General features: G+C 33.3%; 11 protein-coding genes. 6 read left to right on the top strand and 5 right to left on the bottom strand.

Going from position 1 to position 13,028, the window contains the following annotated elements:
* Position 1: 1 nt before the first annotated feature.
* Genes H277_RS0103260 through H277_RS0103250 form a run of 3 tightly spaced genes read right to left on the bottom strand, consistent with a single transcriptional unit; the run spans position 2 to position 2,160 of the window.
* Positions 2-730 (bottom strand): ABC transporter permease subunit, encoded by a 729-nt coding sequence (locus tag H277_RS0103260; RefSeq protein ID WP_019974145.1) that lies wholly within the window; start codon positions 728-730, stop codon positions 2-4.
* A 1-nt stretch (position 731) separates the two neighbouring features.
* Positions 732-1,277, bottom strand: coding sequence for a CopD family protein (locus H277_RS0103255; protein WP_026357384.1), 546 nt, complete (start codon positions 1,275-1,277; stop codon positions 732-734).
* A gap of 40 nt (positions 1,278-1,317) precedes the next feature.
* Positions 1,318-2,160, bottom strand: coding sequence for an SAM hydrolase/SAM-dependent halogenase family protein (locus H277_RS0103250; RefSeq protein WP_019974143.1), 843 nt, complete (start codon positions 2,158-2,160; stop codon positions 1,318-1,320).
* Between the two features lie 76 nt (positions 2,161-2,236).
* On the opposite strand from H277_RS0103250, the gene H277_RS0103245 reads away from it, so the two are divergent.
* Positions 2,237-3,211 carry a PhoH family protein gene (locus H277_RS0103245; protein WP_019974142.1) on the top strand — a complete coding sequence of 325 codons (975 nt, stop codon included), beginning with the start codon at positions 2,237-2,239 and terminating at the stop codon, positions 3,209-3,211.
* Positions 3,212-3,266: 55 nt separating this feature from the next.
* Here H277_RS0103245 and H277_RS0103240 read toward each other — a convergent pair whose 3' ends face one another.
* Positions 3,267-3,650, bottom strand: coding sequence for a hypothetical protein (locus tag H277_RS0103240; protein ID WP_019974141.1), 384 nt, complete (start codon positions 3,648-3,650; stop codon positions 3,267-3,269).
* 121 nt (positions 3,651-3,771) lie between these two features.
* Between H277_RS0103240 and H277_RS0103235 the strand changes: the two genes are divergently transcribed.
* Positions 3,772-6,693 carry a VIT domain-containing protein gene (locus H277_RS0103235; RefSeq protein ID WP_019974140.1) on the top strand — a complete coding sequence of 974 codons (2,922 nt, stop codon included), beginning with the start codon at positions 3,772-3,774 and terminating at the stop codon, positions 6,691-6,693.
* Between the two features lie 91 nt (positions 6,694-6,784).
* Here the strand turns inward: H277_RS0103235 and H277_RS0103230 are convergent, their stop codons facing one another.
* Positions 6,785-8,311 (bottom strand): YifB family Mg chelatase-like AAA ATPase, encoded by a 1,527-nt coding sequence (locus tag H277_RS0103230; protein ID WP_026357383.1) that lies wholly within the window; start codon positions 8,309-8,311, stop codon positions 6,785-6,787.
* 107 nt (positions 8,312-8,418) lie between these two features.
* Between H277_RS0103230 and H277_RS0103225 the strand changes: the two genes are divergently transcribed.
* The 4 genes from H277_RS0103225 (at position 8,419) to H277_RS0103210 (ending at position 12,608) form a co-directional block, all read left to right on the top strand.
* Positions 8,419-8,892, top strand: a complete 474-nt coding sequence (locus H277_RS0103225) for a cytidine deaminase (RefSeq protein ID WP_019974138.1) — start codon at positions 8,419-8,421, stop codon at positions 8,890-8,892.
* A 56-nt stretch (positions 8,893-8,948) separates the two neighbouring features.
* On the top strand, positions 8,949-9,953 hold the full coding sequence (gene pdhA, locus H277_RS0103220) for a pyruvate dehydrogenase (acetyl-transferring) E1 component subunit alpha (protein ID WP_019974137.1): 1,005 nt from the start codon (positions 8,949-8,951) through the stop codon (positions 9,951-9,953).
* A gap of 9 nt (positions 9,954-9,962) precedes the next feature.
* Entirely contained in the window at positions 9,963-11,567 is a 1,605-nt protein-coding gene (locus H277_RS0103215; protein WP_019974136.1) for a pyruvate dehydrogenase complex dihydrolipoamide acetyltransferase, read from the top strand.
* Positions 11,568-11,666: 99 nt separating this feature from the next.
* A complete protein-coding gene (locus H277_RS0103210) occupies positions 11,667-12,608 on the top strand; it encodes a YihY/virulence factor BrkB family protein (RefSeq protein ID WP_019974135.1) in 942 nt (313 codons plus the stop codon).
* Positions 12,609-13,028: the final 420 nt, after the last annotated feature.

The following is a 13,028-nucleotide window of genomic DNA, read 5'->3' as shown; positions in this document are numbered from 1 at the left end:
ACTATTTTTTATTTTCAAGATTAACAGTGCTGATCTGATTGAAAATAACAATCAAAATAACAAAATAAAGTAAATCTCGTGAGTCAATAATTCCTTTCAAAAACTGGTTGTAATGTGTAAAACTTCCAATCTTTTGAACATAAAAATCCAATGAACCAAGTAAGTTGTACGAAGCTAAACTTTCGAATCCATAGAAAATAATGAAACAAAAGAAAACAGCTAAAACGTAAGCCATCACTTGATTTTTTGTAATGGATGAGGTGAATAAACCAATTGCTGCAAATAAACTTCCCAAGAAGAAAAGTCCCAAATAGCCTGAGAAAATAGTTCCATAATCCAATTCTTGTTCAGGTATCAACAATTCTTGTAATGTAATTGTAAAAAGAAAAGTTGAGAGTAAACAAAAGATAACAATAGAAACCACGGCTAAGTATTTACCCCAAATAATTTGATTATTTTTTATAGGTAGTGTGAATAGCCACAATAAAGTGCCGTTTGCTCGCTCTTCCGCAATTGATTTCATGGTCAATGCAGGAATCATGAATAAAAAAATCCAAGGTCCGATAAAGAAAAAGCTACTTAAAGAAGCATTTCCTGTGTTGAAAACATTGAATTCGTTATCAAAAAACCAAAGAAACAAAACCGAAACAATAACAAACGTTGCGGCTGCTAAATAGGCTGTAAAACCTAAATAAAAATTGGAAAACTCTTTTTTGAAGATTGTCCACATGTTATTTTTTATTATTACGATTAATTAAACGCACAATAAGCATAAGTATTACACCTGATCCGAAGAAACTTACAATAGACCAATACCAATCTCTTCCAAAATCAGTTTTTTGTATCACAGCAAATACAATGACGAATAATAAAATTGTAGCCAATTCATTCATCATTCGTAGTTGAACAGAAGTGTATTTAAAAACGTTGTTTTGAATTTGCTTCAATGTTCTCCAGCACCAAAAATGGTAAATCAACAAGACACTAACCATGCCTAGTTTACTCTTCATCCAAGGTATTTGTAGTAACCCTTGATTTTTATAAAGCATATTCAGTCCCATTGTAATCAAAATAACCAAAGCTGGAGCTGTGATAACATTCCACAGTTTTTTTTCCATGTAAGTGTACTGCTCTTGTAGGATTGACTTTTTAGGCTCTTCCATTTTTTGCGTTTCCGTATGATAAATCATCAAACGAACAATGTAAAACAAACCGGCAAAATAACTTACGACGAAGATAACATGTATTGCTTTATATATTAAATAATTGTATGTCATGTGTTTGTGATAACTTCTCTAATACTAAATTTTCTCAGCGTTAATTTTCAAATTCAATTGTAATTGTATCATTTTTCTTTAATCCCATTAATTGATTAGCCCCTCCAGATATTGTTGGATTACTTTTGTATAAGGTAACTTCTAAAAAACCGGCTGAATTGAATAAACATAATGTGCGGCCAAATGCTTGTACCTCTTTATTGAAATCCTGAACAACTTCGTTGTAATGTTCATAAATGATAGTGATGTCAGTCATTGAGAAATCTTTTTGACGAAGTAAAATCTTATATTTTCTGTCTTGTGCAATTTCATCAAAAAAGTCTTTCGAAATATTACTGACAACATTTCCAAAATGATCGATGTAAATTACATTTCCAATGATAAATTTATCATCACGATAAATAGGTTTCAACTCATTCAATTGTTTCATTTCGGAACGTTTATTTCCCAATAAAGCAGGAACTCCACCGCGAGCCAAGTGACAAGCAACAGGCACAAAACAATTTTTCATTGGAAACAAACTATCAATGCCTTCCGGATAAGCCGTGATTTCGTAAATTTCATCTGGTTGATTTTTTTGACAAATCAAAGATAAAATTCCATTGTCTGCACAAATAAAATAATGATGGTTAATCAAAGCGCAGATTGGTTTCTGAAAAGGCGTGCTTAATGCATTGATTCCTATAATATGAATGGTTCCGTCAGGGAACTCTTCGTAAGAATTACGAATGATATAGGCAGCTTCAGATAAATCGTATGGATTAACATGATGTGAAATATCTACAATTGTAACATCGGCCAATTCTTTTAGAATTGCGCCTTTAACGCTAGAAACAAAGTAATCTTTGACTCCAAAATCCGATGTTAATGTAATAATTGCCACTATTCTCTAATAATTAGCAAATATATTGTTTATTATTCTTTATTTTTGTGTAAGTGAACCAAAAAAACAACCACATTTGACAGAAATTAATATAGAATTAGCGGAAATTAATGCCCAAGATTTTTACGGCGCTAATAATGAACATCTAAAACGAATAAAAGAATATTATCCAAAATTGAAGATTATTGCACGCGGTCGAGAATTGACAGTCTTTGGAAATGAGGATGTTCTGAAAATGTTTGACCAAAAAATGCAACGGGTTATTCAGCATATTCATAAATACAATCGACTATCTGATCGCGAACTTGAAATCATTATGACCGAAGACAACAATGAAATGCTTCAAATGAAGAAAGAAGACGAAATCATTGTACATGGTGTAAATGGGAAAATTATTAGGCCTCAAACGCCGAATCAGCACAAGTTGGTGCAAACTGTGTATAACAAAGATATGGTGTTTGCTATTGGGCCGGCCGGAACAGGAAAAACTTATACAGCAGTTGCATTAGCCGTACAAGCGTTGAAGAATAAAGAAGTCCGCCGAATTATTATGACACGCCCTGCAGTAGAAGCTGGAGAAAATTTAGGTTTTTTACCAGGTGATATGAAAGATAAGCTCGATCCATATTTGCAACCATTGTATGATGCATTGAAAGATATGATTCCGTTCGAGAAACTTTCTTCCTACACAGAAAAAGGAGTCATTGAAGTAGCCCCTTTAGCATTTATGCGTGGACGAACATTGGATGAGGCATTCGTTATTTTGGATGAAGCACAAAACACAACGTACGCGCAGATGAAAATGTTTTTGACTCGTATGGGAAAAAACTCAAAATTCATTATTACAGGAGATCCGAGTCAGGTCGATTTACCTCCGAAACAAAAATCGGGTTTACGGGAAGCGATTACGATTTTACGTGATGTAAAAGACATCGGATTTATATTTTTAGATGATAAAGATGTCGTTCGACATAAAATAGTCCGTGAAATTTTGAAAGCATATAAAACAAGCGAAGATAAAGAGCGAGAGAAAATAGATATTAAAAAGTAAAATAAAAAACTCCTATTTGATACTTAAAGCGAATAATAGGAGTTTTTTTATTATTCTAAATTTCTCCTTGTGTTACAGTACCACTGAGATTTATATAATAATAGTAGGGAGTAGTAGTGACAGTAGGAGGTGTGAGACAATGTAAAATGTTACAAACGCTAAAATCGCCATTTGTAGTTCCTTGACCTCTAGTTTCATCATAAATTAAATTACCACAATAATCGTAAATTTTAACTTCTAAATAATCAGTATCAGAAACCAAAAATCTAACAGGAAATGTGTAATAGTTAAAATTACACCCTGTTCTCTTTATGGTAACAATATTAGGATTGATTAAATTTTCAATTTTAGGATTAATTAGTTGTTCTGATAAAGAAATAGGATTAGCAAATATTGATATAGGAATCAACATTAGCATCGTTAAAATAAATTTTTTCATAAAAGTGTATTTTGTTAATATGTTTAAATATAGATAATTAAATCAAATAGTCCAAAACATAATTTTTTTCTCAACCAACCTTTTTTAAAACTCTTGCATCTACCTTATAAATTTAAACTGTATGAAAAAGTTATTTTCTTTTTTTGTTCTTTTTGTAGGAATCTTTTTTTCTCCAAAAATAATTGCCCAAGATATTCGGATAGGAATTCCACGTATTGAGATTGGAGATCGTCCGGATGAAAAATCGGTTCATTTACAATCGATGGATGTACAAGTTGAGATTTTCGGAAATCTTGCAAAAACGACAACAACTTTAATTTTTGCAAATTCTTCAAATCGAAATCTCGAAGGAAATTTAGTGTTTCCATTACCTGAAAATACAACGGTTAGTGGTTATGCGATTGATATGAATGGAAAATTACGCGATGCAGTTGCTGTAACAAAAGCGCGTGCGGTTGAGGTTTTTGAGAGTATTCAAAAACAAAACGTAGACCCCGGAATTATAGAGAAAGTAGAAGGGAATAATTTTCGAACTCGTATTTCTCCGATTCCAGGTAGAGGTACACGTACAATTCAACTATCGTACTATCAAGAACTAAAATTGAGTAAATCAGCGTATCAATATCATTTGCCTTTGGATTCTTCTAAGAAAATCTCGAAGTTTAATTTAACTACAAAAGTGTATAATTCGATAGGGAAACCACAATTGATAGAATCGCCGGATGGTTCATTTAATTTTTCCGAGAATAGTAATATTTATGAAGCAAGTTTATCGAAAACAGATTTTACACCTAAAAATTCGTTGTTAATTAATGTCCCAAAAACAGAAAATAGAGTAGAATCATTTATACAGAAAAATATAGACGGTTCAGTTTATTTCTACGCAAATGCATTGGTTGATGAAAAACCACAAGCTAAAGTTTGGTCGAAAAATATTGGAATTATTTGGGATAATTCGTTGAGTGGTTTGAAACGAAATCATAAAAAGGAACTTGAATTGCTGGATAAACTTATTTCACAGCAAAAAAATCTTAATATTGAAGTTTCATTGTTGAATATTACGTTGGGAAAAGGAAGGTTATTTCAAATAAAAAATGGAGAGTGGTCCGAGCTGAAAAATTACTTGGAAAATGTAACGTATGACGGAGGGACTAATTATGCTAAAATTCTTCCTACAAATCTGAAAGCAGATGAATATCTATTGTTTTCGGATGGTATTTCGTCTTTCGGGTCGAATATTTTTAATGTAGATAAACCTTTTTATACTGTTGCATCTTCGCCAACGTCTAATTATGGTGTTTTGAAAATGATTGCACAGAAAGTTGGTGGAAAGTTGATTAATCTGAATGAAAATTCTGTTGAAAATGCATTCAAACAATTGAATGCAAGTTCTGCTCAGTTCTTAGGAATTATCAATAATACAGCAGGAGAAGTTTACCCAATATCCACAAATGAAGTGAATAACGGAATTTCGATTGTGGGAATTTCTCAATATCCAAATGCAAAACTAACCATGATGTTTGGACGAAACGGAAAGGTCGAATTTCAGAAAGAATTGGATTTGGGTAAAGCAGTTCAAAATCTTGACATCAGTAAAATTTGGGCACAAAGTAAAGTAAATGTCCTTGAATTAAATTCTGAACAAAATAAAACGGAGATTGAAGAAATCGGAAAACAATTTTCGATCGTTACATCTCATACAAGTTTGATTGTATTAGAAAATGTTTCGGATTATGTGAAGTACAAAATCAATCCACCAACAGAATTGCAAAAAGAATATAATGACTTGTTAAAACAAGGTGTTCTGAATAAAGAAAACAGGAAAGCAGATTTGCTGCAAAATGCAATTGCAAAAGCGAAAGAATTAAAAGAATGGTGGAAGAAAGATTTTAAACCTGTAAAATCTAAATATCCAAAACCTGTTACGGATTCAACTTCTGTAGATCGAATTTTAGAAGGAAGAGTGCCAGGTATTCAAAATGAAAATAGTGAAAGAAACGCTAGATATGCTCAAGAAACTGTAATGTATGATGTTATTTCTGGGACTCCTGGTGTAGCAAATGTAATGATGGTAAGAAATGCTTCTTTAGAAAAGAATATGAAGAGTGAGGAGAGTGTTTCAGTTCCAGAAATTAAAATGGTTAACATCAAATCGGATAAAGAATACATGAAGTTGATAGAAGCGTCAAAAAATCCATATCAAACGTATTTAGATCTGAGAAAAGAGTATGCCGAAACACCTGCGTATTATTTTGATGTAGCCACATTTTTCTTTCAGAAAAAGGAAAGAGAAATTGGTCTTAAAATTTTAAGTTCTATTGCAGATTTAGGCTTAGAAGATGCGGAATTGTATAAGATGTTGGCGTATAAGTTGAAAGAAATTGAAGAATATCCAACAGAATTATTCATCACAAAAAAGATATTGGATTGGCGACCTTTTGATGCACAAAGCTATCGGGATTATGCATTGGCATTACAGGATAATGGAAAATATCAGACTGCTTTAGATCATTTGTATAAAGTATTGACGAATGATTATTCAGTAGAAATAGTAAATAGAGACCGGGATATTACAGAGATTATTGTGCCTGAAGTTAATAATTTAGTCTCGTTACATCGTAAAGATTTGAATTTAGGTGGAATCAATAAAGATATTATTGTAGATATACCTGTTGATATTCGTGTCGTGATGAATTGGAACAAAGACATGACAGATATTGATTTGTGGGTGACGGATCCAAATGGAGAAAAGTGTTTTTATGGACATCGTACAACAGCTATTGGAGGGCGAATGAGTGAAGATGTAACACAAGGTTTCGGGCCGGAACAGTTCATGTTAAAGAAAGCCATAAAAGGAAAATATAAAATAGAAACGAACTTTTTTGCAGAGCGTCAAATGAGCATTTCGGGACCAACGACTATTTCGGCCGAAATATATTTGATGTATAGTTCAGGTAAACAAGTGAAAAAAATGATTACGTTTCAAAATAATAATCCCGATCGAGGAGGAGAAGGAATCTTAGTCGGAGAATTTGAATTTTAGTAAATGGGAAAAGGAATCTTGAAAGAGATTCCTTTTTTTGCTTAACACTTAAAAATTAATTATGCAGTTTACGTCATACATTTTACAACACTCACATCCATTGATTTCTATCCAGGCTTCTATATTGAATAGCTTCGCTAATATGTTTTGAAAGAATTCTTTCTGAATAATCTAAGTCTGCAATCGTTCGTCCAACTCGTATAATCCGATCATAGGCACGGGCTGAAAGATTTAATTTTTCCATGACGACTTTTATTAAATTTTTCGAAGCATCATCCAAAGAACAAAAAGCATCCAGTTCTTTTGGTCCCATTTGCGAGTTATAATGAACTCTGGTGTTTTCAAATCGTTTGGTTTGAATATTACGTGCATGAGTTACCCGCTCTCGAATAACACTACTTTTTTCGCCACGACGTTCTTGTGCTAAATCATCAAACGGAACAGGATTTACTTCGATATGCAAATCAATTCGATCTAACAAAGGACCAGAAATTTTGTTTAAATAACGTTGCATTTCCATCAAGGTTGAGGTATTGTTCGGATCGTCCATGAAATAACCACTTGGACTGGGATTCATGGAAGCGACTAACATGAAACTTGCAGGATAATTCACGGTGAATTTTGCTCTGGAAATAGTCACTTCTCTGTCTTCTAAAGGTTGTCTCATGACTTCTAATACTGAACGTTTAAATTCAGGTAATTCATCTAAAAATAAAACGCCATTATGTGCCAAAGAAATCTCTCCGGGTTGAGGATAAGAACCACCTCCAACCAAAGCGACATCAGAAATACTTGAATGAGGCGAACTGAACGGCCTGACGGTAACCAGAGATTTTTGAGCTAATTTTCCCGCAACACTATGAATCTTGGTCGTTTCTAAAGCTTCATGAATTGTCATTTTCGGAAGAATAGAAGCTATTCGTTTGGCCAGCATTGTTTTTCCACTACCCGGCGGTCCAATTAAAATAATATTGTGTCCACCTGCAGCAGCTACTTCCATTGCACGTTTTACATTTTCTTGTCCTTTTACGTCAGCAAAATCAAAAGGAAAATTATTCATTTCATTGAAAAAATATTCATCTAAATTAACCTGATGAGGATTCAATTCAATTTTTTGATTCAGAAAATCTACCACTTCTTTTATATTATCAATTGCAAAAACATCAATCCCTTGTACAACTGCGGCTTCATCTGCATTAATTTGAGGTAGAAGAATTCCCTCGAATCCTTCTTCTTTTGCTTTGATTGTAATAGGTAAAGCACCTTTTATTGGACGAAGAGAGCCATCCAAAGATAATTCTCCCATCATTACATATTGGTTTAGATGTTCTGCATTTACTTGTTCCGAAGCAGCTAAAATTCCTATTGCTATTGGTAAATCATATGCAGATCCTTCTTTTTGTAAATCAGCAGGCGCCATATTAATTGTAATTTTTTTTCCCGGTAATTTTAAATCAGAATTTTTTAATGCTGCGTTAATTCTGAAGTTACTTTCTTTGATTGCACTATCGGGTAAACCGACTAAATGATAACCAACACCCTGGTCAATATTCACTTCGACAATAATGGTTTGAGCAGAAACTCCGAAAATAGCACTTGCAAAAATTTTTACCAACATATACTGATTTTTCATAAATTTACTTCCTTTTTCTATTGTAGAAAATAGCTAAAAGGATTTAAGTATTTAATAATTAATTAAATAGCACTTAGCTGTGTGAATTCTATATGAAAAAAGAAAAATATTCTTTTGAATTTGACCGATTCGAAGATAAAAATGAACTTGAAACGGAACAAAAAAAAGTAGTGGAGCAAGCTTTAGAGATTTCTCATCATGCTTATGCTCCTTATTCTAATTTTAAAGTTGGAGCAGCTGTTCAGTTAGCTAATGGAGAAATATTTTCGAGTTCAAATCAGGAAAATGCATCTTATCCGGTTGGGACTTGTGCAGAAAGAGGTTTGTTGGCTTATGTGAATGCCAATTATCCAAATATCAAGATAGAGAAGCTGGCTGTTTCTACTCCAAATGTCAATTATCCTTTGCCTCCTTGTGGAATGTGTCGTCAATATATTTTAGAGATAGAGAAGAAACAAGAGCAATCGATAGAAGTTATCTTATCGGGTAATGAAGGGGAAGTTTTTGTCCTGAACTCCGCTAGAGATTTGCTGCCATTACATTTTACAGATGATTTTTTAGGGTAGCAATTTTGTACACTTAATAGATTAGTTTAAATTTGTTCCAACGGAATTGTGCAATTATGGAAAAATTAACGCAAGAAACGTACCTACAATGGTATCGTGATATGACTTTTTGGCGTCGCTTTGAAGACAAGTGTCGTTCATTATATTTAAAACAAAAAATTAGAGGTTTCTTACATTTATACAATGGTCAAGAGGCTTTACCGGCTGGTTTTATTCATGCAATGAAACCAGGAGTGGATCATGTAATTACAGCTTATCGTTGTCACGTTTGGCCAATGGCTTTAGGAGTAGACCCAAAACGTATTTTAGCAGAATTATGTGGGAAAGAGACTGGAACTTCTCATGGTTTGGGAGGATCTATGCACGTTTTCAGTAAAGAACATAATTTTTATGGAGGACACGGAATTGTAGGTGGACAAATTCCATTAGGAGCAGGAATTGCTTTTGGTGATAAATTTTTTAACCGCGATGGTGTTACAATCTGTTTAATGGGAGACGGGGCAACTCGCCAAGGGACATTACATGAAACATTTAATATGGCGATGAACTGGAAGCTGCCAGTTGTTTTTGTGTGCGAAAACAACCAGTATGCAATGGGTACTTCGGTTTCTCGTACTGCAAATCATGAGGATGTTTGGAAATTAGGATTAGGTTATGAAATGCCATGTATGCCTGTAGATGGTATGGATCCTGTAAAAGTTGCTGAAGCAGCTTACGAAGCAGTAGAACGTGCTCGTCGTGGTGATGGACCAACTTTCTTAGATGTTCGTACCTATCGTTATAGAGGACATTCTATGTCTGACGCAGAACCTTACCGTACAAAAGAAGAGGTAGAAGAATACAAACAGGAAGATCCTATTTTGAATGTAGAAAACCATATTTTAGTAAATAATTGGGCAACTAAAGAACAATTAGATGCGATTGTGGAAGAAGTAAAAGTGCAAGTTGAAGAGTGTGTAGAATTTGCTGAAAATTCAAACTATCCGGAAGAGCATGTAATGTATGATTATATCTATTCTGAAGAAAATTATCCATTCTTAGATAAAATCGAAAAAAACTAAAGATAAATCATGGCAGAAATTATTACAATGCCTCGCTTAAGCGATACAATGGAGGAAGGAACTGTTGTAAAATGGCATAAAAATGTAGGAGATAAAGTTGCTGAGGGTGATATCTTAGCAGAAATCGAAACAGATAAAGCAATCCAAGAATTTGAATCAGAATTTGATGGAGTTTTGTTATACCAAGGTATTGCAGAAGGAGTAGCAACAAACGTTGACGAAGTTTTAGCAATCATTGGAAATGAAGGAGAAGATATTTCTGGTTTAATAGATGGAGGAGCAAAAGCTTCTACCGATTCAAAAGAAGAAAATCCAACAGCCAGTACAGAAACAAAAACTGAAGAAGTAAAACCAGCTGTAGAAATTCCTGCAAATGTGGAAGTAATTTCAATGCCTCGCCTTTCTGATACAATGGAAGAGGGGACAGTAGTTGTTTGGCATAAAAATGTAGGAGATAAAGTTTCTGAAGGAGATATTTTAGCAGATATTGAAACGGATAAGGCTGTTCAGGAATTCGAATCAGAGTTCGATGGAATTTTATTATACCAGGGAGCGAAGGTAAATGAACCTGCACCCGTAGATTCTGTTTTGGCAATTATTGGTGAAGCTGGTACTGATGTTTCTGCTATTGTTGCAAATGGAGGGAAAGTTTCTGTTCCTGTAGTAGCTGCAGTAGAGGACGATGAAAAACCTGTAGTTGTTCAATTGGATGTTAACAATAAAAAAGAAGAAGACACTTCTTCTGACAGAATTTTTGCTTCTCCGTTAGCAAAAACGATTGCAAAAGATAAAGGAATTAATTTAGCAGAAGTAAAAGGTTCTGGAGATAATGGACGTATTGTGAAAAAAGATATCGAAAATTATCAGCCATCTGCGCAGCCGAAAACTGAAACGAAAGCAGAAACAGTTAAACCTGCTCAAACTTTTATTTCAGGCGAAGACAAAGTGATTCCAAATTCTCAAATGAGAAAAGTAATTGCAAAACGTTTAGCAGAATCTAAATTTACCGCTCCTCATTATTATTTAAATGTAGAGTTGGATATGGACAATGCAATTGCAGCTCGTAAGCAATTAAATTCTGTTCCAGATACTAAAATATCATTCAATGATATGGTGGTAAAAGCTTGTGCAATGGCTTTACGTAAACATCCGGCTGTTAATTCGACATGGACTGATACGGAAATTATTCAACACGGAGACGTTAATATTGGTGTAGCAGTTGCTGTAGAAGATGGTTTATTGGTGCCTGTTGTTAAAAACACAGATCAAAAATCATTTGCTCAAATTTCTGCTGAGGTAAAAGATTATGCAGGACGTGCAAGAGATCGTAAATTAAAAGCGGACGAAATGGAAAAATCTACTTTCTCAGTTTCTAACTTAGGTATGTTTGGAATCGAATCATTTACATCGATTATCAATCAACCAAACTCTTGTATCTTATCAGTTGGTGCAATTATTCAAAAACCGGTTGTTAAAGACGGACAAATTGTAGTAGGAAATACAATGAAGTTATCGTTGGCTTGTGATCACAGAACAGTTGATGGAGCTACAGGTGCTCAATTCTTACAAACATTAAGAATGTATATCGAGAACCCTGTAACAATGTTAGTGTAAGCTAAGATTTAAGATATATTTTAAAAGACCATTCATCGAATGGTCTTTTTTTTGTTATAGATTTTATGAATTTGTATCTTTAATTTCTAATTAAACTTAATGAAGCAGTTAAAATTTTACTTCAATATAATAAAACAGACATTTATCGAGTTTGGTGAAGACCGAATTATGAAACTGAGCGCTTCGTTGACATATTATGCCTTATTTTCTCTTTCTCCTTTAATTTTGATTGTGATTTCCAGTGCAAGTTTATTCTTTAAAAAAGATGCGATTGAAAACAGAATGTTTTATGAATTAAAGAATATTGTCGGTCCGGATGTAGCATTATCGGTTCAAAATTTTGTTGCTAACTCTACTATATCAGGAGATAGCTCGCTTGCACTATATATAGGTATAGGTATTCTGATTTTCGGATCTACCACTATGTTTACGGATATGCAAGATAGTTTGAATCTCATTTGGCGTGTAGAAGCTGTGCCTCGAAGAGCTTGGATAAAATTTGTTATCAACAGGGGGCTTTCTTTTTTAATTATTCTCTCTTTAGGAATCGTTTTAATTGCAACGGTTATTCTCAACAGTATTCTAGTAAGTTTTGGAGAAGAGATATTTAGTTTATTTGAACTTGATACAATAATGACAAAAACCTCCGTTATTTTTCTCAACAACACTTTGAGTATTTCCATCTCAATCTTGATATTCTATATTCTCTTCAAAATTTTACCTGATGCGCGTATAAAAACGAAACCCGCTTTTGTAGGGGCTATTTTTACAGCAATTTTATTCTTTATTGCAAAATATTTGATTGGGATATATATTGCAAATTCTAAATATTCTACAATTTTTGGTTCAGCAGGTTCTCTAGTGATACTTTTATTGTGGATATATTATGTAGCAACAATACTCTATTTTGGAGCAAAGTTCACAAAAGTTTATGCAGAGATAAAAGGATATCCTATTGTTCCTAAAAAAAATGCAAAGCTTCGAAAAGTATCTTTTATTGATCACATTACAGAAAAACAGGATTACGAAAATATAGATTAAGGATTAATTCTCCCTCTTCATCCGAGTATTTACATATAAACTCTTCCCTTTCTCCACTCTTTTTGTTGAATAATCACAAATCGCTAGTGATTTTCCGGGCCAACCTCTATAGATTTTGCCCTTGTTTAATCAGTAATCAGGTTGCATTATGGTTTTAATTTATGATTTTTTAAAAAATATTTAGCGATATAACAATGAGTTAGGGTATTTGTGTAAAATAAATGTAAATTTCGTTTGGAGTTTCGGAAAAATGGGTTGTATATTTGCAATCCCAATACGAAAGACGAGTAGTATTGTAGTTGACATAGGAGCTTATAAATACCGGAAATTATTTAGTTAAAACTAAATTTTGAGAGTTATAAATAAGTATTTAGTTTTGCGATCCGATTCTTTTATGAATTGATGAGTAAAGTTAAAAAG

It is taken from the genome of Empedobacter brevis NBRC 14943 = ATCC 43319 (assembly GCF_000382425.1).
Lineage (GTDB): Bacteria > Bacteroidota > Bacteroidia > Flavobacteriales > Weeksellaceae > Empedobacter > Empedobacter brevis.
Note: the sequence above shows the minus strand (reverse complement) of the source record. Positions and strands in the feature narration are given on the sequence as shown.